The following is a 20,395-nucleotide window of genomic DNA, read 5'->3' on the forward strand; positions in this document are numbered from 1 at the left end:
ATCGTCATCAAGACCTCGTGACGACCCCTTGATGACTCGGCGGTGGGACTGATGGGATCTCCGGCACGTGAAACGTGAACAACGCTCACTTCCTCGTGCCGGAGGTCCACCTTGTCGCGAACCATCCCTGCGTGGCGAACCACCCTTGCCGCGGGCGTCCTCGCCGCCGCGCTGATCGCCCCCGCCGTCCCCGCGTCCGCCGCCGCCACCGACCGCCCGGACACGGGCGTCGACGGGATCCCCGCCCTCACCGACGAGCACGGCCGCGCGCTCACCCTGCGCGGCTGGAACGTCGGGGACAAGGCGCACAGCGGTGACGCCGCCCTCTCCGGTGTCACCGAGAGGCACTTCCGCGACATGCGGGCCAAGGGCTTCAACTTCGCCCGGCTCCTCGTCTTCTGGGACGACCTGGAGCCCCGGCCCGGCCAGTACAGCCAGTCCTATCTGCGGAAGATCGAACGGGTCCTGGACTGGGCGGAGAAGCACGACGTCAAGGTCCTCCTCGATGCCCACCAGGACGTCTTCGGGCCCGCCTTCGGACACCGGGGCGTGCCGGCCTGGGCCACCAGGACCGACGGACTGCCCTTCACTCCGCACCCCGACGACTGGTTCTCCGAGTACTTCGAGCCCGCCGTGCAGCGCGCCTTCACCCACCTGTACGAGGACGAGGACCTCCGGCGGGCCCAGGCCCGGATGTGGCGGCTGCTCGCCGACCGCTTCGAGGACCACCCGGCCGTCCTCGGCTACGACCCGATCAACGAGCCGATGGGTGAGCTGCGCGAGGGCGAGGACCTGGCGACCGCCGCCCGGCGCATCGAGCGGGAGCAGGTCACCCCGATGTACAACCGCGTCGCGGACGCGATCCGCTCGGTCGACGAGGACGGCTGGATCTTCGTCGAACCGACTCCCATCGTGGGCGAGGGCGTGCCCACCGGGCTCGGCCGGATCGACGACCCGAAGATCGTCTACGCGCCGCATTTCTACAACGGCGCGATGGAGGCCGGCGGGGACTACGACCCGGAGGCCCGCTGGATCGAGAACTACGAGCAGGCCGTCACCCTGTACCCGAAGGAGTACAAGGTCCCCGTGGTGGTGGGCGAGTGGGGACCGCTCGACAACGCGCGGCCGAACATGAACCGCTTCTACCGGGAGGCCATGGCCTCGCTCGGCCGCTACAGCTCCGGCTGGGCGGGCTGGGAGTGGTGCTACGGCGGCGGCTACTGCGCCGTGGACGGCACGGGGGCGTTCCGTACGAACAAGGAACTGACCGCCGAGCCGTACGCGGAGGCGGTCGCGGGCACGGTGCGCTCCGCCGCCTACGATCCGGGGGCCCGGGTCTACCGCCTCTCCTACGACTCCGCGGGGCGCCGCGGCTCCCGGGTCACCGAACTCGCCCTGCCGCCCGGCGACTGGCGTGTGACGGCCCGGGGCGGGGCGCTGGTGCTCCGCCCGGCCCCCGGCCGGGCCCTGGTCCTGGCGGCGCCGGGCGCCCGGGTGACGGTGACCGTCACCCGGCGCTGACGCCCTGCCGGGAGCCGGGGGCGAGTCCGTGAACCCGGCGGTCGGTCATGTCTCCGGACGGGATGCCGTGACCTTCGCGGTCAGGCCTTCGGGCGTGACCGCAGCAGGCCCGTGATCCGGATCGCCGCCGTCGCCAGCTGGTCGCGGGTCTCGGCCAGCTGCTCCTGGCTCACCCCGTGGTCGCGTGCCGCGTCCCGGATCTCGTCGCGGAAGCGGTCGAGGAGCCGGTCCAGATCGCGGGCCGGGTCGCCCGAGCCCTCGGTGTCCCGCGCCCACTCCGGCGCCTCGCCGGCCGGCGCCGCCGCGAACGGCGGCTCCTGCCCGGCGGCCTTGGGGTGGGTCGTGCCCGCCACGAGTCCGCCGAGCTGGGCCGTGATGTCCGAGAGCCCCTCCCAGACCCCCTTGGGCCAGTCGCCGCGCGAGAAGCGGTCCTGGACCTCCTCCTGCACCTGCTGGGCGATCCGCTGGAACTCCTTCGCCTGGTGACGGGCGGACTTGGCCTCGGCGCGGGCCTGGCGGGCCTGCTCCTTCCACTCCTGCCCGACCCGGCGCAGCTCCTCCTTGGCCTCGGTGAACGAGGAGGAGGACTCCGCCGCACGGGTCCGGCCCGCCGCCGCGCGCATCTCGCTGCGCACCCGGCCCGCGGCACCGCGCACGTCGTCACGGATCTCCGCCGCGAGCTCCGACACCGACTCGCGGATCTCCCGCTCCAGGTCGTCCAGTTCGGCGCCGCGCCCGGCCAGCTCGGCGCGGCCCGCGTCGGTGATCGAGTAGACCTTGCGACCGCCCTCGCTGGCGTGGGTGACGAGGCCCTCGGCCTCCAGCTTGGCCAGGCGCGGATAGACCGTGCCCGCCGAGGGCGCGTACAGACCCTGGAAGCGCTCCTCCAGGAGGCGGATCACCTCGTAACCGTGGCGCGGGGCCTCGTCGAGCAGCTTGAGCAGGTAGAGGCGCAGGCGGCCGTGCGCGAAGACGGGCGGCATGTCAGAGCACCTTTCCGGTCGCGGAGGGGGTGGAGGAGGGGGTGGAGCCGTCGTCCTCGTCGGACTCGGGGCGGCGGAGCAGTGCGATGGAGCCCGAGACGGTGGTCGCCTTGAGGGTGCCCCGGCCCGAACCGAGGGTGCCGGTGACGGATTTGGTGCCCCACTGGCCGGCCACGCGCAGGTCCTCGAAGGCGTTCGACACGGAGCCCGTCGTCGTGTTGGCCTCGACGCGGGCGTCGGCCGGGTGGGGGAGGCGGATGGCGACCTCGCCGGAGAGGCTGGCGAGCCGGATGTCGGCGGGGGGTCCGTCGAGCTCGGCCGGGTCGAGGTCGATGACCATGTCGCCGCTGACGGTCTCGGCCCGCACGGAGGCGCCCGCGCCCTCGATCACCGTCACGTCGCCGGTCACGGAGTTGATCCGGAGCGCGCCCGTGACCGACTGGGCCTCCAGATTGCCCGAGACGCTCTCGGCCCGGACCGGGCCGGAGAGCCGCAGGAGGGTGGTGTCGCCGGAGACGCCGCGCACCTCCGTACGCCCCGTGATGCCGGTGACGACCGCTTCGGCGCCGACCGCGGTCACCTCGACGTCGACGCCGGCGGGGACGGCGACGGAGACGACGGCCCGGCGCCGGAACTCCTTGCGGTCGAGCCACTTGAGGGCGCTCTTCCACTGGATGTCCTCGTAGCCCACGGTCAGGGTGGAGCCGTCCTGGGACACGAGCAGCGGCGGCCCCTCGATCTCGGAGACCTCCACGCGGGCGGAACTCTCGTCCGTCCCCACCACGTTCACCGTGCCGTTGACGACGCGGATCCGCAGCCGGGTCACGGGGTCGGCGGGGGACAGCTTCGTCGGCTCGGTGACGGACCACTCTGTCATGGTGCTGGCCTCCCGTTTCGGCAACGCAACATATCGTGTTTCTCGCTAGACACGATATATCGCGGTGAAGGGAAGTCAACCCTGACTCTCCCCTGACAGGGTGGGGGCAATTGCCTCCGTACGCGGACAAATTGGCCTAGCGTAGGAGCCATGAACGCGACATCCGGACCGAACCCCGTCGGGGCGCTTCTCCTCTGCCGCGCCGATCCGCCGACCGTCACGCCCCCCGCGCAGCTGCTCCGCGAGCACCTGCTGCTCGCCCCGGCGGGCGACGACTGGAGCGTGCTCGTACCGGAGGGGAAGCCCTGGCTCCACGGCGGGGAGCCGGTCGAACAGGTCGTCACCGGCTGGGCCACCGCCCTCGCCGTCTCGGCCGCCGGCTGGCCCGTCGTCGCGCTCTGGTGGGACCGCGACCGGGCCGGACTGACGCTCGCCGCCGGCTTCCGCCGTACGGTCGGCTACACCTGGCTCGCGGACGGCACCCCCGTCGGCGAGGACGAGGCCATGCGCACCTTCGCCGCCCGGCTCGCGCTCGACCCCGTCCTGGACGTCCAGGCCCTGGAACCGCTCACCGCGCCCGATCCGGACGCCGACGCCCATGCCCGGCTCCTCGGAGTGGTCGCCGTCCTCGGCCGCCTCGGGCTCGCCCTGCCGACCGGGCTCCTCCCCGGCGAGAGCGCCGACCGGCTCCGCTCCGTGGCCCTGGCCCAGGGCGCCCAGCAGCTCGAAGGGGCGGGCTGGAAGGACGCCGTGCGCGCCGAACTCGACGTGGTGGAGGGCGGTCCCCTCGGCCCGTACCTGCGCGGCCCCAAGGCGCGCGCGCTGAACGGGGCGCAGCTCGCCGCGGGGGTGCCGCTGCTGATCTGGGGTCTCGGCCGGCGCAGCGGCGGCTGGGCGGCGGCCGGGGCGCTGCTCGTGGCGCACGGCGCGCTCGGCCTCGTCTACGACCGACTGCGGGAGGGGTGACCCCGCGCGCGGAGTCACCCCTCGGAGCGGCCGTCCCCCGGGCGGGCGCTACTCGTCCTCGTCGTCCTCGTCGTCCAGACGGGCCAGCCAGGTCGCGAGGCGCTCGACCGGCACCTCGAAGTCGGGGTTGAGATCGACGAAGGTCCGCAGCTGCTCGGCGAGCCACTCGAAGGTGACCTCCTCCTGGCCGCGCCGCTTCTCCAGTTCCTCGATGCCACGGTCGGTGAAGTACATGCGTTCAGGATAAGCCGGACCCCTCACGTCCCCTGTCGCCCGTCACCCCCACCGACTAGCCTTCCTCATCATCGTTTCGGGGAGCGGGGGCGCTGTGACGCACGGGATCGCGCGTATTCGGCTGGACGACGGCACGCCCGTGTGGGCCCGGGTCAGTGACGTGCAGGAACTCGGCAGGGGCGGCGGGTTCCAGGACACCGGCGTCAAGGACCGGGTGGTCTCCATGGCCGGCGGCCTCACGGACGTGGTGCGCGGGGTGGTCGGCTCGCTGCGGGCCGGACTCGACCCGCAGGGCTCCGTGGAGGTCGCCGTCAGCTTCGGCATCGAACTGGCGGCGCAGTCCGGCAAGGTGATCGGAGTCCTCGCCGACGGCTCGGGCAAGGCCTCCGTGAACGTCTCCCTGACCTGGACCGAACCGGGCCGAGCCACCGGCCCCGCGCCGGACTCCGCCGCGGACCCCGCGGCCGTTCCCGCACCCCGGCCGCCCGCACCCGACCCCTCCGCACCGGAGCCGGCGGCCGACGAGCCCGCATGAGCGCCTTCGACGCTCTCGTGCGCCCCGCACTCGTACGCATCGCCGCTCCCGACCGCGGGTATGACCCGCACGGCGACCGGTACTGGGGCACCGGCTTCTTCATCGCCCCCGGCTGGGTGCTGACCTGCGCCCATGTCGTGGCCGAGGGGGGAAGCGCGGTGTGGAGGAGCGAGCCCGCCGTCGGCATCACCTGGGAGGACGGAAAGACCTCCCGGGAGACCACCGGCACCGTCGTGCTCGCCCTGCCGCGCCCCGACCGGCCCGACGACCCGCCGGACCGGTGGGCCTTCCCCGACATCGCGCTCGTCCGCGTGCCCGCCGCGCAGAAGGCGTCCTGTGTGCGCCTCGGCGAGCGCCCGCCCGTGCCGCCGGCCTCCGTCGGACTGCACGGCTGGTCCCGGGAGACCGGCGAGCTCGGCATCCGGCACGTCCACGGCACCCTGATCGGCACGGACGGCAAGGCCCTCATCACCGACTGGGTCATGCCCGTCGAAGGCTGCTCCGGCGGCCCCGTCGTCGACCACCAGCAGGGCGCCGTCGTCGGCCTCAACAAGGGCCGCGGCCGCGACGGCGGCGCCGTCGTCCCCGTCACCGCGCTGCGCCGGCTGCACGACCTCCCCGGCGCCGAGGCGATGGGCGAGGCGCTGCGCGCCCACGACCGGTACCACCTCGCCCGCTACCGCTCCCTGGACGACCGGCCCGACTGGACCCGCACCCAGGGACGCCTCGCCGGCTCCGCGGGCGTCGGTCCGGGACTGCGCACCCAGCTGTACGGCCACTTCGCCGAGCTGCCCGCGCCCACCGCGCCAGGCGAGATCATGGACCTCGTCGACCAGGTCAAGGCCTGGATCAGGGACGACGAACTGCCGGACGCCCTGGAGGACGACCCGCGCACCTGGAGCGAGGGCGCCGGACTCCTGCGCGGCCTCCGGGCGCCCCGCAGGGACGGCGTCCGCGACCTCGAACTCGACGCGGTGCTCCTGTACGCCGCCCATGTCGCCCGGCACGTGCGCGGACGGTACGGCGAGCGGGTCGACACCGCCGACCTCACCCACTGGATCGTCGACGAGTCGGGCGACGCCGACCGGCACCTGCGGCGCGAGATCGACCGGCTCGTCAGCCCCGGGCGGCCGGCGCCCCTCTCCGTACGCGAACCGCGCGCGCGTGCGGACGTCCTCCTGGAGGTCGACCCCCCGGTCTACGGCCGGTGTTACCCGTGGCGGGTCAAGCTGCTCCTCGACGGGCACACGGTCAGCCCGCTCCACATCGACGAGAGGGGCGTCGAGCGGGCCCGGCTCGGGGAGGCCCTGCGCGAGCCGCTCGCGGACGCGCTGCGGCGCGGGGACAGCGGACGGCACCTGGCCGCCGTGGAGGCGGTGCTGCCGCTCGAACTCTTCGACGAACCCCTCGACACCTGGCGGCTCGAACCGCCCCAGGGGGGTCCCGAGGACGCCTGGGCGACCACTCTCGGCCAGCGCAGGTTCGTCGTCATCCGCGACCGCCGCCGCTACGGCCGCGAACCGGAGCCCGAATGGCGCGAGCGCTGGGAGGCGGCGCAGAGCGGGCCGCTCCGGGCCGCCCCGCTGCGCGCGGAGGTGCCCGGCGCGGGCCCGGACGCCCACACCGCGCGCGTACGCAGGGAGACGTGGGCGGAGACGTACGACCGGCTGCGGGAGGCCGGGGGCGGCACCGTCCCCGTGTACTGCGGTGGCGTGAGCGGCGGCGACGGGCTCATGGCGATGCACGCGGCGCTCGCCGCCGGGCATCCGCTCGCCCTCTGGCGGACCGGCGCCCACGACCACACCGACTGCGCGGAGTTCCACGAGCGGGCCGGCCGGCTGATATCCGCCGCCCCCACCGCCTGGGACGTCCGAGGGCCCGTCAGATCCCTGCGCACGCGCGCGACGGACCGGGCGGCGGGCCCCGAGGCGCTGGCCGCGTACGCCTGGGCCGAGAGCATCGCCCTGCTCCTCGACCCGCCCGACCGGCCTCCGCACGGCGGTCTTCTGGAGCCCCCGCCGATGCTCGGGGAGGGGGAGCAGTGACAGGAGCGCCCACCGGGACGGCGGCCCCGCGATCCGTCCGATTAAGCCATCGGCAGGCCCCGCTCGCGGGCGGTACGGTCGACGGACCCGGCATCGACACCACAGCCAGGAGGAGCCCCTCGTGAACGATTGGCGGATCTACCGTGGTGCCGGTCTTCCGCACGACGAGATACAGCGGCTGCCCGCCCCGCCGCCTTGGCGCGACTTCTCCGCGGGCAGCGCCGACGACACCCTGGCGGGCTCCGACCGGCGGCTCGGAGTCAAACGCAGACTCGTCCAGAACCACCATCCCCGGCCTGCCGAGACCGACGCCGTGAACGCGGCGCTGTACCTGAGGCGTCCGCTCCTCGTCACCGGCAACCCCGGCACCGGCAAGTCCACCCTCGCCCACGCCGTCGCCCACGAACTGCGCCTCGGCCGGGTGCTCCGGTGGCCGATCGTCAGCCGGACCACCCTCCAGGACGGGCTCTACCGGTACGACGCCATCGGCCGGCTCCAGGACGTCCAGCTGGAGCGAGCCCAGGCCGGATCGCCCGGCTCGGCCGCCGCGGCACCGGCCGGCATCGGCTCGTACATCCGGCTCGGCCCGCTCGGCACCGCGCTGCTCCCCTCCGAGCAGCCCCGGGTGCTGCTCATCGACGAGCTCGACAAGAGCGACCTGGACCTGCCGAACGATCTCCTGAACGCCCTGGAGGAGGGCGAGTTCGCCATTCCCGAGCTGGAGCGGCTCGCCGACCGGGAGCCGGCCGTCGAGGTGCTCAGCGACGACGGCCGCAAGGTGGCGGTGCTCGGCGGCCGGGTCCGCTGCACCACCTTCCCGTTCATCGTGCTCACCTCCAACGGCGAACGGGACTTCCCCGCCGCCCTGTTGCGCCGCTGCATCCGTCTGGAGCTCGAAGCGCCCGGCGAGGACCAGCTCCGCGCCATGATCGAGGCCCACCTCGGCAGCGAGGGGGCCGCGGGCGACGGGGAGCAGGGCCTCGTCCAGCGCTTCCTCAACCGTGAGCCCGGCGAGGTCATCGCCACCGACCAGCTCCTCAACGCCCTGTATCTGACCCAGCACGCCTCGCGCGCCGAGCGGGTCACCAGGGAACGCATCGCCGACATGCTCATGCAACCGCTCGATCAGCCGAGGTGACGATCGGATGCACCGGATGCATCTGGAGGAACTCACCCGCAGACTGCGGGCCGGTGGCCAGGACCCCACCGCCGAGGACGTCGCGGACGCCCTCTGGCTGTCCCAGTGGCTTCCCGGCCCGGCCCCGGAACAGGAGGAGGAAGGGGCGGAGAGACCGCCGGCGGACGCTCGGCGGGGGACGGCCGGGGAGGGGTCCGCCGACGGCCGGGACCCGGGCGGCGGCGTCACGGGCACCCCGGGCGGGGGAGGGGCGGCCGGGCGCGGCGGGCCGCGTGAGTCCGTCTCCCTCCACATGGCCACGGGAGCCGCGGGAGCCGGCGGAGGGGCCGGGGCGGCCGGGGCGGCCTCCGGAAGCGGCGGCGGCGCGGGTGCCACCGGCACCACCCACGCCCCGGGGGCCACAGCGGCCGCCGGGACAGACCGGCGTACGGACCGGGGCGCCACCCTCCCCGTACGCGCCCCCGGCGCCAACGCCCTGCCCGGACTCCTGGGCCTCCAGAAGGCACTCCGCCCGCTGCGCGCCTACGCCCCCGCACCCCACCGCCCCGGCGAGGGCGTCCTCGACGAGGAGGCCACCGCCGAGCGCAGCGCCGCCGCGGGCATCCTCACCCCCGTGATGCGCCCGGCCACGGGCCGGCGCCCCGACATCCAGCTCCTCATGGACACCGGCCCCGCCATGGTCGTCTGGAGCCGGATGGTCGAGGAACTCCGCCAGGCCTGCCAGCAGTCCGGCGCCTTCCGCGACGTACAGGTGCACCGGCTGTACGACACCGGCGAAGGCCCCCCGCTCGTCACCACCACCACCGGCGCCGACGGCCGCCCCCGGCTGCGCCCCGTCGACCAGCTCCACGACCCCACCGGCCGCCGGTTCACCCTGGTCGTCAGCGACTGCGTCGGACCCCTCTGGCAGCGCGGCGCCGCCCAGCGCTTCCTGCGCCAGTGGCCCCGCAACTCCCCGCTCGCCCTCGTCCAGCCGCTGCCGCCGCGCCTCTGGCCCCGCACCGCGCTCCCCGCCGAGCCCGGCACCTTCCAGCGCTCCGCGACGCCCGGCGGCCACACCGCGTTCCGCTCCGACGACGAGCCCTGGGGGCCGCTCCTCCCCGGCCGCAGGGCCGTCCCCGTGCTCACCCCGACCCCGGAGGCCTTCGCCTCCTGGACCCGGCTCCACACCGGCCACGGCGGAAACGCCGTACGGGGCTGGGCCGCCTGGCTCACCCCCGAAGCGGTGCGGCCGCGCGCGCCCGGGACCCCCCGCGCCGCCCGGAGCGACGACGAGCTCCTGCGCGCCTTCCGGGCCGCGGCCTCGCCCGGTGCGCTCCGGCTCGCCGTCCACCTCGCGGCGGCGCCGCTGACCCTGCCCGTGATGCAGCTCGTGCAGCGCGCCATGCTCCCCGACACCGGACCCATGGAGCTGGCCGAGGTGCTGCTCAGCGGCCTCCTGCGACGACTGCCCGGGCCCACCCCGTACCCCTGTTTCAGCTATCCGCCCGGTATCCAGCAGCACTTCCTCGGCTCGCTCGACCCCAGCGCCGCCGCCCTCGTCCTCAAGCACTGCTCCGCGTACGTGGAGCGCAATTTCGGCCAGGGCATGCGCAACTTCCCGGCGCTCGCCGCCGCGCGCCTCGCGGGCGCCGACACCGAGGCCGAGCCCGGCACCGGGACCGGAGCGGGCTCGGGAACCCACCGGAACCGGGCCGCCGACGTCCCCGAGGAGACCGAGGCGACCGACGAGCCCCTGGGGCCCGAAGGTCCCGAGACCGAACTCTTCGCCCGCATCCCCGCGCGCGTCCTCCGCTTCTACCACCCCGACCTCGTCACCCCCGACCCCCTCACCGAGGCCCGCCGGCTCCTCGCACAGGGCCGCGCCCAGTCCGACCCCGCCCTGCTCGCCGGGGCGCGCGAGCGCGCCGAGGCGGCGCTCCCGGCGGAGCCGGTCGAGGCCCGGATCGTGCTCGCCCGTGCCCTGTACGCCGAGGCCGGCACCGCCGCCGCGCGCCGCACCGGCCGTCGCACGGCGCTCCTCGGCGAAGCCGCCGACACGCTCGTACGGGCCGGGGAGCTCGCCGGGGCCGGCGGCGAGGCATGGGCCGAGTCCCGGCTCGAACTGGCCGTGGTCCACCACGCGCTGTGGCGCGACAGCGACGAGGCCGGTCATCTCGACGCGGCCCTCACCGCCCTCGCCGAGGACGCCGACCACTGGCCGGAAACCGCCCGCCACACCCTCCATCTGCGGCGCGGCCGACTGCTCCTCGCCCGCGGCGACGGCGAGCGGTCGGCCGCCGAACTCACCGCCGCCCTCGCCCTGCACGAGAGCGCCGCCGCCCTGCTCGACCTCGCCGACGCCCTCCACCTCGCCGGGGCCGACCCGGGCCGCGTCGGACCCGTCCTCGACCGGGCCGAACCCCTCCTCGGCGACGCGCGCGCCCTGCGGCTGCGCTTCACCACCGCCCGCGCCCGGCTGTACGACACGGAGGGCGACGGCGCGGCCGCCGACGCCGCGTACGAGGAGGCGACCCTGCTCGCCCCCGCCGACAGCGAACAGCGCGGACCGCTCCTGCTCACCTGGGGCGGATCGCTGCTGCGGCGTGCCGCGGCGGGGACGGGCACGGCGCCGGTCGACCGGGCCGAGGGCGTCCTGCGCGAGGCCCTCACCCGGCTGCCCGCCGGAGCGCCCGAGCGCGCGCGGGCGCGCACCCTGATCGGCAGCGTCCTCGCCCTCCGCTTCCACCGCGCCGGGTTCCTGCCCGACCTCTTCGAGAGCCGTCACGTCCTCGAACACGCGCTGCGGGGCACCCACGACCCGGGCGAACGCGCCGAGGTGTGGCTGCAGCTCGGGCGGGTCCGGCTGGAGTTGGCCGAAGCCGCCAGGGACGGGGTGATCGGCGACGCCCTCGCCGCGTACCGCAACGCGGGGGAGGACTCCCGCACCGCCCACGGCGAGGACCCGGGCACGGTCACCGGCGCCCGCGCGCTGCACGCCCAGGGGGCGGTGCTCGTCCTGATGGGCCGCCCGGCGCGGGCCCGGACGGTGCTGCTCGCGGCGACGGCGCAGTGGAGGCGGCTCACGGGGGAGCTGGTGGAGGTCGACTGGGACGACGTGGAGCGGACCCGGGCCCTGCTCGCGGGGGTGGAGAGCGCCAGGGCGCGGGAGGGGGTGCCGCTCACGTCCGAGGAGCGCCGCCTCGTCATGCCTCCGTGGTGGTCCTGGACGGCTGGATAACGGGGGCGCACATGGGGGCAGTTGAATCGAATGGGTTTCCGGTCTCCTGGGGTCGGGAAGAACCGCCGCACCGCTACGACCGTGGGGGACAGCGTCGGTGAGGAGGAGCCGGGAGTGTGCCAGCGCACGGGGTGGGCGACGGGTGTCCGGCGGGATGCCGCCCGGTCATCGCATCTGTCCGATCTCGCGACCGTCGACCTGCGGACCCTGCGGGTCATGGACGACGCCGCCCTCGGGGCGGCGGTGGAGAGAGTGCTGCTCCGTCCCTCGGATCTCGTCGCGTCCTGGACCGAGGACGAGTTCGTCGGCTGACGGCCGGTTCGCCGCGCCCGACGTCCGTGTGGGGGGATCGTTTTCGGCCGTATCGACGACCGGTCGCCGGTCGGGCGTCCGGAGCCGGGAGTGATCGCCGCCCCGCCGGACCCGGCGGTTCTCGCGGGCCTCGCCACCACACGTCCGGGACCGGCCGGGGCGTCCTTCCTGCGCACCGGGCTGCACGCCCGCCGGCTGCTTCTGCTCAAGACCCTCCTCGTCCGGGTCCGGCGTCACCGTGAGGCGGTGGCGCCCGCGGTGCTGCGCGGCTTCGAGGCCGGCTGGCTCCTGTTCGAACGGGCCGAACGCGCCCGCCCGGACGTGGTCCGCGCCGCCCTGGACTACCCGACCACCGGTACCTGGCTCGCCACCGCGCTCACCGAACCGCCCGGAGCCGGCCTCGACGGCCACCTCGCCCATCTCGAACTGCTCGCCGTCGCCGCTGCCCTGCGCGCCGGGCTCCCCCTGGACCTGGTCGTCGAGGCATCCGGCGGGGTGATCCCGCTCCCCGGTCTCGGCCGGGTCGAGGTCGGCGGCGCGGGCCCGGTGAGGATCGACGCGCGCGCCCGCTCGGTACGGATCGTGGGCGGGGACGGCACGGGCTCCCGGGCCGTGCTCCGCCGCCACGCGCGCGGCTCCGGGCGGACCCTGACGGGCAGCGGCCCCGGCTGGCACGGACTGTGCGCCCTGCCCGGCGGCGTGACCCGGCTGGAGGACCTCGACCCGTACCGGCTGCCGCCGGGCATGGGCATGCCGGCCCGCGCCGCGGCCGACCGCGCCGACACCGACCTCGCCGGCTGGGCCGGCAGCTGGACCGCCGCCCGCGGTCTGCTGCGCGCGACCGACCGCGCCCGGGCCTTCGAGGTGGGACGCTCGGTGGACGCCGTCGTGCCGCTCGTCCCGCTCGGTACGCGCTCCATCGGGGCCACCCTGGGTGCCGCTCCCGGAGCCATCCTCATGACGCCCGCCGCGGGGGCCCCCGACATGGTCGAGACCCTCGTCCACGAGCTGCACCACAGCAAGCTCGCCACGCTCCACGAGCTGGTCCCGCTCCACCGGACCCACCCGCCGGACCGGGCGCCGCCCACCTACCGGGTCGGCTGGCGCAGGGACCTCCGGCCGGTCGCGAGCGTCCTCCAGGGCGCCTACGCCCATCTGGCGCTCGCCGACCTGTGGCACCGGGCCGGCCGGGTCGGCCGTGCCTCCGGAGTGCCCCGGCAGTGGCGGATCCACTCCGCACGGCAGTTCGACCACATCCACGATCAGGTGGTCGAAGCTCTTGCGATCCTGCTTGAATCCGATGAACTGACCAATGAGGGAAGGGAGTTCGTCCGGCAAATGAGGAAGCATCTTGCGAGCCTCAGCTCCGGCCGGCGAGCCCTTGCGTAACACTGTGCCCACGGCACATGACACTGCGTTGCGCGTGAGCGGGACGGGAGATGCACACATGGCGGAACAGCGGTCGGGCGGCGCTTCGGCGGACCACGGTGGCAGAGCTGCTCCCGAGCACGTCCTCGTCGTCTTCCCCGGCTACCACCGGCCGTGGGCGGCCTGGATCAACCAGCGGCTCGACACCCACGGGGTCCGCGCCACCCTGCAACGCTGGGACCCGCCCCGCGAAGTCCCCCTGGAGGACTCCCTCGGCGACCTGCTCCTCGCCCGCGGCCGGGTCCTCCTCGTCCTCGACGACTGGTTCTTCGAACTGGGCCCCCGGCCGGCCGGCGAGTGGAACGACGTCCTGCGCGGCTTCGTCGCGAGCCAGGCCGACCGCTTCGCCGCCGTCAACCTGACCAACCGCACCCTCCTCCCCTCCACGGCCGTCCTCGAACCGGTCAGCCTCTGGGGCGTCGGCGAGGAGGAGGCGGAAGCCCGGCTCCTCAGCAGGCTCGACATCGAACCGCGCCGTTCCCCCGCCCGCCGGATCGCACCGGGCGCCCTCGTCCGCTACCCCGAGACCCCGCCCGACATCTGGGGCGAGGTGCCCCGCCGCAACCCCCGCTTCACCGGCCGCGACGACCTTCTCACCGAGCTCCAGGAACGGCTCATGGACGCCGAGCGCGGCAACGCCGCGTACACCCTCCTCGGCATGTCCGGCATCGGGAAGACCCAGATCGCCGCCGAGTACGCCCACCGCTTCAGCTCCGACTACGACGTCATCTGGTGGGTCAGCTCCGACGACCGGAACGTCCAGCGCGACCGCCTCGGCGAACTCGCCGTCGCCCTCGACCTGCCCACCGGCAACGAGCCGGGCGAACGCATCCGCGCCGTCCGCGAAGCCCTCCGCCGCGGCGACCCGCACGGCCGCTGGCTCGTCGTCTTCGACGGCTGGGACGACATCAGGGACGTCGACGTCATGGTCCCCCAGGGACCCGGACACGTCCTCATCACCTCCCGCAACCACGCCTGGCGCGAACACACCGACGTGCTCCCGGTCCGCAACTTCGACCGCGCGGAATCCACCGGCTACCTCATGCGCCGGGCCCCGCACATCACCGCCGCCGAGGCCGACGAGGTCGCCGCCGAGTTCGGCGACGTACCCCTGCCCCTCGTCCAGGCCGCCGCCTGGCTCGGCGAGTCCGGCATGGAGGCCTCCGAGTACCTGCGCATGGTCCGCGAGGGACGGCTCTCCACCGTCGACGAGCCGAGCACCGGCGACGGCATGCCCAACACCTCCCTCACCTCCTGGTCGATACTGATCAACCGGCTCCGGCGCGCCCAGCCCCAGGCCATCGACATCCTCAGCCTCTGCGCCTCCTTCGCCCCCGGCCGCATCCCCCTCGGCATCGTCCGCGCCCACCCCCAGGCCTCCCTCCCCGAGGACCTGCGGTGGATGGCCACCGACCTGCCCGCCTGGACCCGGGCCCTCGACACCCTCGTCAACTACTCGGTCCTCACCCGGGAGACCCGCGGCCCCGTCACCAGCGAGGAGGCCGCACCGCAGCAGGAGTCGATCCACATGCACCGGCTGGTGCACGACATCGTCTCCCGGCTCACCGACGGCGAGCACCGCGACGCCCACCGCAAGGCCGTCCGCACCCTGCTCGCCGAGGCCGACCCGGGGAACCCGACGGACAGCCGCAACTGGCCCCGCTACTCCGAGCTCCTGCCCCACCTGGAGCCCTCCGGAGCCCTGCGCAGCACCGACCCGCGGATCCAGACCACCGTCCTCAACTGCCTGCGCTACTGCGACCGCAGCGGCGAGCACAAGGCGGGCACCCGGCTCGCCGAACGCATCCGCGGCAGCTGGAGCGGCCTCATGGACCCGCTCTCCCCGCACATGCAGGAACTCACCACCGTGGAAGGCGACATCCTGCGTCGCAGCGGCGGCTTCCGCGAGGCGTACGAACTCGACCTCACCCGCCGCACCCTGCTCGCCGCGGCCGACCACCCCGACGAGCTCGGCGACCTCAAGTCCAAGATCTGCATCGCTCGCGACCTGCGCTTCCTCGGCCAGTACAAGGAATCCGAACGCCTCCAGCGCGAGGTCCTCGCCGAGGCGCAGAGCCTCCTCGGCGAGACCCAGCAGCTGACCCTCGCCGCCCGCCACAACATCGGCGTCGTCCTGCGGATGCTCGGCCGCTACCGGGAGGCGCACGAGCAGGACGCCGACACGCTCGCCCGCTGCGAGAACATCCTGCGCCCCCACCACCCCTCCACCCTCAACTCCAACAACGCCGTCGCCCAGGACCTCCGGCTGCTCGGCCGCTACCGCGAGGCACTCGGCCGGCAGGAGGCCAACGTCCGCCTCCATGTGAAGATCCTCGGCGCCCAGCACCTGCAGACCCTCTACGCACGCAGCCAGCTCGCCCTCTGCCGGCGCCGCGAAGGCGGCTTCAAGGACGACATCGGCGCCGTCATGGCCGGAGTCCTCGACCACCTCGAACAGGCCCAGGGACGCGGCCACTACCTCACGCTCTCCGCGGTCACCAACTACGCCAACTACCTGCGCGAACACGGTGACCTCGACCGGGCCCGCGAACTCATCAACGAGGCCGAGGCCGGCTACCGCGCCCTGCTCGGCCCCGCCCACCCCGTCTCCACCGGCGTCCTCGCCAACACCGCCCTCGTGATGCAGTCCGCCGGCGAGCGCACCGAGGCCATGACCATGCTGGAGGCGGCCCTCGCCGGACTCACCGCCGCCCTCGGACCCGACCACCCCTGGGTCCTCGGCTGCGCCCTCAACGCCACCGCCGCCCGCAACTTCAACGGGCGCGTGTCCGACGCCGCGGAACTGAGCAGGGACACCCTGCGCCGGGCCCGCCACGTCATGGGCAACGAGCACCCGCTGACGCTCTCCTGCCAGGTCTCGCTCGCCACCGACCTGCGCGGGCTGCGCGAGACCGAGGAGGCCTCGAAGCTGGAGGAGGACGCCCTGCTCACCCTCACCAGGACGCTCGGCGCCCAGCACCCGCACACCCTCTCGGCCCGCCAGCGCAACCGGCCGTACTGGGACTTCGAGGCCAACCTCTGACGTACTGCGGGACGGAACGCCGGAGGCCCGGCACCCCCTCGGGGGTGCCGGGCCTCCTCACGCGGTACGACGATCAGGCGTCGAAGACCTCGTTGACCAGCTGCTGCTGCTCGGCCTGGTGGCGCTTGGCCGAGCCGACCGCCGGGGACGAGGAGTGCGGACGCGAGATCCGGCGCAGTCGCTCGCCCGCCGGGATGTCCGCGCCGACCGCCAGGTCCAGGTGGTCGATCAGGTTGAGCGCGATGAACGGCCACGCACCCTGGTTCGCCGGCTCCTCCTGCGCCCAGATGTACTTCGCGGCGTTCGGGTACTTGGCGATCTCGGCCTGGAGCTCGGCACCCGGCAGCGGGTACAGACGCTCGAGGCGGATGATCGCGGTCTCCGTGTCGCCGCGCTTCTGACGCTCGGCCTCCAGGTCGTAGTAGACCTTGCCGGCGCAGAAGACGACCTTGCGGACGTCGGCCGGGTTCGCCGTCGTGTCGCCGATCACCGGGCGGAAGCCGCCGGTGGTGAACTCCTCCACCTTGGACGCCGCGGCCTTCAGACGCAGCATCGACTTCGGGGTGAAGACGATGAGCGGCTTGTGGTGCGGGTTGTGGACCTGCCAGCGCAGCAGGTGGAAGTAGTTCGACGGCAGCGTCGGCATGGCGACCGTCATGTTGTCCTGGGCGCACATCTGGAGGAAGCGCTCCGGGCGCGCGGACGAGTGGTCCGGGCCCTGGCCCTCGTAGCCGTGCGGCAGGAGCAGCGTGACGCCGGAGGTCTGGCCCCACTTCTGCTCGGCCGAGGAGATGAACTCGTCGACGACGGTCTGAGCGCCGTTGACGAAGTCACCGAACTGGGCCTCCCAGACGACCAGGGCGTCCGGGCGCTCCAGCGAGTAGCCGTACTCGAAGCCCATCGCCGCGTACTCGCTGAGCAGCGAGTCGTAGACGTTGTAGTGGGCCTGCTCCTCGGTCAGGTAGAGCAGCGGGGTGAAGTCCTCGCCGGTCTCCTGGTCCACCAGGACCGCGTGGCGCTGGCCGAAGGTGCCGCGGCGGGAGTCCTGGCCGGCGAGCCGGACCGGGGTGCCCTCCATCAGCAGGGAGCCGATGGCGAGGGTCTCGCCGAAGCCCCAGTCGATGGTGCCGTCGTCGACCGAGGCGGCACGGCGCTGCATCTGCGGCAGCAGACGCGGGTGGACCGTGATCCGCTCGGGGATGGTGACCTGCGACTCGGCGATCCGCTTCACGACCTCGGCGGAGACCGCGGTGGTGACCTCGACCGGGAAGGCGGCCTTGGCGTCCGGCACGGTCGCCGCCGCCGGGGCGGCGGTGGCCTCGCGGACCTCCGCGAACACCTTCTCCAGCTGGCCCTGGAAGTCCTGGAGCGCCTGCTCCGCCTCTTCGAGGGTGATGTCACCGCGACCGATGAGCGACTCGGTGTACAGCTTGCGCACCGAACGCTTCTTGTCGATCAGGTTGTACATCTGCGGGTTGGTGAACTGCGGGTTGTCGCCCTCGTTGTGACCGCGGCGGCGGTAGCAGATGAGGTCGATCACGACGTCCTTGTTGAACGTCTGGCGGAACTCGAAGGCGAGCCGCGCGACGCGGACCACGGCCTCCGGGTCGTCGCCGTTCACGTGGAAGATCGGCGCCTCGATCATGCGGGCCACGTCGGTCGCGTACATCGAGGAACGCGAGGACTCCGGGGCGGCGGTGAAGCCGACCTGGTTGTTGATGACGATGTGGACCGTGCCGCCGGTGCGGTAGCCGCGCAGCTGCGACATGTTCAGCGTCTCGGCGACGACACCCTGGCCGGCGAAGGCCGCGTCACCGTGCAGGGCGACCGGCAGGACGGTGAAGTCCGTGCCGCCCTTGTTGATGACGTCCTGCTTGGCGCGGACGATGCCTTCCAGGACCGGGTCGACCGCCTCGAGGTGCGAGGGGTTGGCGGCGAGGGAGACCTTGATCTCCTCGCCGTCGAGACCCACGAAGGTGCCCTCGGCGCCCAGGTGGTACTTGACGTCGCCGGAGCCGTGCATCGACTTCGGGTCGAGGTTGCCCTCGAACTCGCGGAAGATCTGCGCGTACGACTTGCCGACGATGTTCGCCAGGACGTTCAGCCGGCCGCGGTGGGCCATGCCGATGACGACCTCGTCGAGGCGCGACTCGGCGGCCGAGTCGATGACCGCGTCGAGCAGCGGGATGACGGACTCGCCGCCCTCCAGGGAGAACCGCTTCTGGCCGACGTACTTCGTCTGCAGGAAGGTCTCGAAGGCCTCCGCCGCGTTCAGCCGGCGCAGGATCCGCAGCTGCTCCTCACGCTCCACGCGGGAGTGCGGGCGCTCGACGCGGTCCTGGATCCACTTGCGCTGCTTCGGGTCCTGGATGTGCATGAACTCGACGCCGGTGGTGCGGCAGTACGAGTCGCGCAGCACGCCGAGGATGTCGCGGAGCTTCATCATCGACTTGCCGGCGAAGCCGCCGACCGCGAACTCCCGCTCGAGGTCCCACAGGGTGAGGCCGTGCTCGGTGATGTCCAGGTCGGGGTGCTTGCGCTGCTTGTACTCCAGCGGGTCGGTGTCGGCCATGACGTGGCCGCGGACCCGGTAGGAGTGGATGAGCTCGAAGACGCGCGCGGCCTTGGTGACGTCGTCGTCGTGCGAGGCGTCGATGTCCTTGAGCCAGCGGACCGGCTCGTAGGGGATGCGCAGGGCCTTGAAGATGTCGTCGTAGAAGCCCTCCTCGCCGAGGAGGTAGTTGGCGACGACGCGCAGGAACTCGCCGGAGGCGGCGCCCTGGATGACGCGGTGGTCGTACGTCGAGGTCAGGGTCATGACCTTCGAGATGCCCAGCTTGTTCAGGGTGTCCTGGGAGGTGCCCTGGAACTCGGCCGGGTAGTCCATCGAGCCGACGCCCATGATGACCGACTGTCCGGGCATCAGACGCGGCACGGAGTGGACGGTGCCGAGGCCGCCGGGGTTGGTCAGGGAGACCGTGACACCGGTGAAGTCGTCCATCGACAGCTTGCCCACGCGGGCCCGCTTGACGATGTCCTCGTACGCCTGCCAGAACTCGAAGAAGTTGAGCGTCTCGGCCTTCTTGATGCCCGCGACGACGAGCTGGCGGTCGCCGTTGGGCTTCACCAGGTCGATCGCGAGACCGAAGTTCACGTGCTCCGGCTTGACCAGGGTCGGCTTGCCGTCCTTCTCCGCGAAGGAGTAGTTCATCGACGGCATGGCCTTGATCGCCTGCACCATCGCGTAGCCGATCAGGTGCGTGAAGGAGATCTTCCCGCCCCGGGCGCGCTTCAGGTGGTTGTTGATCACGATCCGGTTGTCGAAGAGCAGCTTCACCGGGACGGCGCGGACGGACGTGGCCGTCGGCACCTCCAGCGAGGCGTTCATGTTCTTCGCGACCGCGGCGGCGGGGCCGCGCAGCGTGATCAGCTCCGGGCCGGCCGGGGCCTCGGCCGCGGGCTTCGCGGCGGCCTTGGCCGGGGCGGGCGCGGCGGCGGGCTTCGCGGCGGCCGGCGCGGCAGGCGCCGCGGCGGCCTTCACGGGCGCCGGAGCGGGCGCGGGGGCCGGAGCCGCGACCGGAGCGGGCGCGGGGGCGGGAACGGCCGCAGGAGCGGCAGGCGCGGCCTGTGCGGGGCCCGCCTGCGGCGCCGCGGGGGCGCTCGGCGTGGTGGAAGCCGGGGCGGTCGGGGTCTCCGACGCTCCCGGCTTGTAGTCGGCGAAGAAGTCCCACCAGGCACGATCGACCGAATTCGGGTCCTGGAGGTACTGCTGGTAGATCTCGTCGACGAGCCACTCATTGGCACCGAAGGCGGCTGCGGGGCTCTTGCCCTGCCCGTCCTGGTCGGTCGGGGAGCTCGGGGTACTGGGGGACTGAGACGACACGGCGGCAACCGCCCTCTTCCGCTTCACAAGGTGATGGACAGCGGAAATAAAGGCTACGCCTGTCCGGCCGAGAGGTGCAGGCGGGGAGCGCCAACGTCGCGCAAGTCACACTTGACGGGGTGTTTCGGGGCCGTGAATGGCGGGAAACAAGCGTGGTTCCGCATGTGTGAGGGTACGGAGAAGCGCAGGCACGGCCGTGTTCGACCGCAC

At 73.5% G+C, this 20,395-nt stretch carries 13 protein-coding genes; 9 read left to right on the forward strand and 4 right to left on the reverse strand.

What is annotated here, in order from left to right; genetic code table 11:
- Positions 1 to 111 precede the first annotated feature (111 nt).
- Entirely contained in the window at positions 112 to 1,521 is a 1,410-nt protein-coding gene (locus OG392_RS24610; protein WP_443054862.1) for a cellulase family glycosylhydrolase, read from the forward strand.
- An 80-nt stretch (positions 1,522 to 1,601) separates the two neighbouring features.
- Here OG392_RS24610 and OG392_RS24615 read toward each other — a convergent pair whose 3' ends face one another.
- Together OG392_RS24615 and OG392_RS24620 are read right to left on the reverse strand one after the other, a co-directional pair.
- Entirely contained in the window at positions 1,602 to 2,504 is a 903-nt protein-coding gene (locus tag OG392_RS24615) for a PadR family transcriptional regulator (RefSeq protein ID WP_329282946.1), read from the reverse strand.
- Between the two features lies 1 nt (position 2,505).
- Positions 2,506 to 3,381, reverse strand: coding sequence for a DUF4097 family beta strand repeat-containing protein (locus OG392_RS24620; protein WP_329282948.1), 876 nt, complete (start codon positions 3,379 to 3,381; stop codon positions 2,506 to 2,508).
- Positions 3,382 to 3,531: 150 nt separating this feature from the next.
- On the opposite strand from OG392_RS24620, the gene OG392_RS24625 reads away from it, so the two are divergent.
- Positions 3,532 to 4,347: a hypothetical protein gene (locus OG392_RS24625; protein WP_329282951.1), complete on the forward strand. Its 816-nt coding sequence runs from the start codon at positions 3,532 to 3,534 to the stop codon at positions 4,345 to 4,347.
- Positions 4,348 to 4,395: 48 nt separating this feature from the next.
- Here OG392_RS24625 and OG392_RS24630 read toward each other — a convergent pair whose 3' ends face one another.
- Positions 4,396 to 4,581 carry a DUF6104 family protein gene (locus OG392_RS24630; protein ID WP_266625572.1) on the reverse strand — a complete coding sequence of 62 codons (186 nt, stop codon included), beginning with the start codon at positions 4,579 to 4,581 and terminating at the stop codon, positions 4,396 to 4,398.
- A 94-nt stretch (positions 4,582 to 4,675) separates the two neighbouring features.
- On the opposite strand from OG392_RS24630, the gene OG392_RS24635 reads away from it, so the two are divergent.
- The 7 genes from OG392_RS24635 (at position 4,676) to fxsT (ending at position 16,302) form a co-directional block, all read left to right on the forward strand.
- A complete protein-coding gene (locus tag OG392_RS24635; RefSeq protein ID WP_329282953.1) occupies positions 4,676 to 5,116 on the forward strand; it encodes a CU044_2847 family protein in 441 nt (146 codons plus the stop codon).
- The gene (locus tag OG392_RS24640; protein WP_329282955.1) at positions 5,113 to 7,161 is read left to right on the forward strand and encodes a VMAP-C domain-containing protein; all 2,049 of its coding nucleotides are present in this window, start codon (positions 5,113 to 5,115) and stop codon (positions 7,159 to 7,161) included. The genes OG392_RS24635 and OG392_RS24640 overlap by 4 nt, the downstream gene beginning before the upstream one ends.
- A 121-nt stretch (positions 7,162 to 7,282) precedes the next feature.
- Positions 7,283 to 8,299, forward strand: a complete 1,017-nt coding sequence (locus tag OG392_RS24645) for an AAA family ATPase (RefSeq protein WP_329282959.1) — start codon at positions 7,283 to 7,285, stop codon at positions 8,297 to 8,299.
- Positions 8,300 to 8,306: 7 nt separating this feature from the next.
- Positions 8,307 to 11,519: an SAV_2336 N-terminal domain-related protein gene (locus tag OG392_RS24650; protein ID WP_329282962.1), complete on the forward strand. Its 3,213-nt coding sequence runs from the start codon at positions 8,307 to 8,309 to the stop codon at positions 11,517 to 11,519.
- Between the two features lie 114 nt (positions 11,520 to 11,633).
- The gene (locus OG392_RS24655; RefSeq protein ID WP_329282966.1) at positions 11,634 to 11,831 is read left to right on the forward strand and encodes a hypothetical protein; all 198 of its coding nucleotides are present in this window, start codon (positions 11,634 to 11,636) and stop codon (positions 11,829 to 11,831) included.
- A gap of 90 nt (positions 11,832 to 11,921) precedes the next feature.
- Positions 11,922 to 13,220 carry an aKG-HExxH-type peptide beta-hydroxylase gene (locus OG392_RS24660; RefSeq protein WP_329282967.1) on the forward strand — a complete coding sequence of 433 codons (1,299 nt, stop codon included), beginning with the start codon at positions 11,922 to 11,924 and terminating at the stop codon, positions 13,218 to 13,220.
- 58 nt (positions 13,221 to 13,278) lie between these two features.
- Positions 13,279 to 16,302: an FxSxx-COOH system tetratricopeptide repeat protein gene (fxsT, locus tag OG392_RS24665; RefSeq protein ID WP_329282969.1), complete on the forward strand. Its 3,024-nt coding sequence runs from the start codon at positions 13,279 to 13,281 to the stop codon at positions 16,300 to 16,302.
- Between the two features lie 73 nt (positions 16,303 to 16,375).
- Here the strand turns inward: fxsT and OG392_RS24670 are convergent, their stop codons facing one another.
- Complete coding sequence (locus tag OG392_RS24670) at positions 16,376 to 20,185, reverse strand: multifunctional oxoglutarate decarboxylase/oxoglutarate dehydrogenase thiamine pyrophosphate-binding subunit/dihydrolipoyllysine-residue succinyltransferase subunit (protein ID WP_329282971.1); 3,810 nt, start codon at positions 20,183 to 20,185, stop codon at positions 16,376 to 16,378.
- Positions 20,186 to 20,395 lie beyond the last annotated feature (210 nt).

Source organism: Streptomyces sp. NBC_00691, assembly GCF_036226665.1.
Taxonomy (GTDB): Bacteria; Actinomycetota; Actinomycetes; order Streptomycetales; family Streptomycetaceae; genus Streptomyces.